The organism is Mesorhizobium sp. WSM4840 (genome assembly GCF_055811755.1).
In genome coordinates this window covers 1-800 of the sequence record NZ_JBVVQD010000114.1, presented here as the reverse complement: position 1 = coordinate 800, position 800 = coordinate 1, and the positions used below count along the sequence as shown (strand labels likewise).

The 800-nt window shown below is 57.6% G+C and carries 1 protein-coding gene; it reads right to left on the bottom strand.

Going from position 1 to position 800, the window contains the following annotated elements:
- Positions 1 to 40: 40 nt before the first annotated feature.
- Positions 41 to 760 carry a Crp/Fnr family transcriptional regulator gene (locus AC0L3I_RS36930; RefSeq protein WP_077383388.1) on the bottom strand — a complete coding sequence of 240 codons (720 nt, stop codon included), beginning with the start codon at positions 758 to 760 and terminating at the stop codon, positions 41 to 43.
- Positions 761 to 800 lie beyond the last annotated feature (40 nt).

Here is an 800-nt window from a genome sequence, read left to right as displayed (position 1 = left end):
GTTACCTTCTGGAAATCTGACAAACACCCGAGCGAAGTATTCACCGCGGCTCCCGCACCATGCTGAGATAGGTTGGATCGAATTCGGCAATTTCCTGCAGTCGGTGCCAGTTCAAAATGGTCACAGTGTAGTTCGCCCAGCTTATCACCCCAACTTTACGCAACGCGCCGATCACCCGGTTCATATGAACAACAGACAGGCCAAGCACGTCGGCCAGCTCGGCCTGTGACAGTGGCAGGTGGAAACTCATGCCGCTGGTGCGCTTCACGACCTGCAGGCGCACGAAAAGCTCGCAGACAAGGTGAGCAAGATGCGCTGTCTTCGACCGCCGCCCCATGGCCACGATCCACTCGCGGTGGATCGCGCCGTCTACAAGAGTATCAAGCCACAATAGCCGGGTCAGATGTGGAGCTTCCTCTGTGATGACCCGCAGCCGGCTATGCTCTGCGATAATCACTCGACAGGGCGACAACGCCACTATGCCGTGGTCCATCGTTTTCAGAAGGAATGCGTGAAGGTCGACAAAATCGCCCGGCACCTGCAATGAGGTGAATTGCCGCCCGCCGTCTTCGAGCACTTTATAGCGGGCGGCCAGGCCCTCAAGAATCAACGTGCTGTTGGTTGGCCTGGATCCCTCCGAAACCAGGTCCTGTCCGGTCGAAAAATCCTTCTCGAACGACATGGCGCCAGCCAACAAAGCCTTTTCCGCATCGGAGAGGGCATCGTGCTGGCCGAGGTTGAGATATAGGGACTCAAGCATCCTAGCCTCCAGCAATCGCGCCTGAACGCCGATCGCCGAG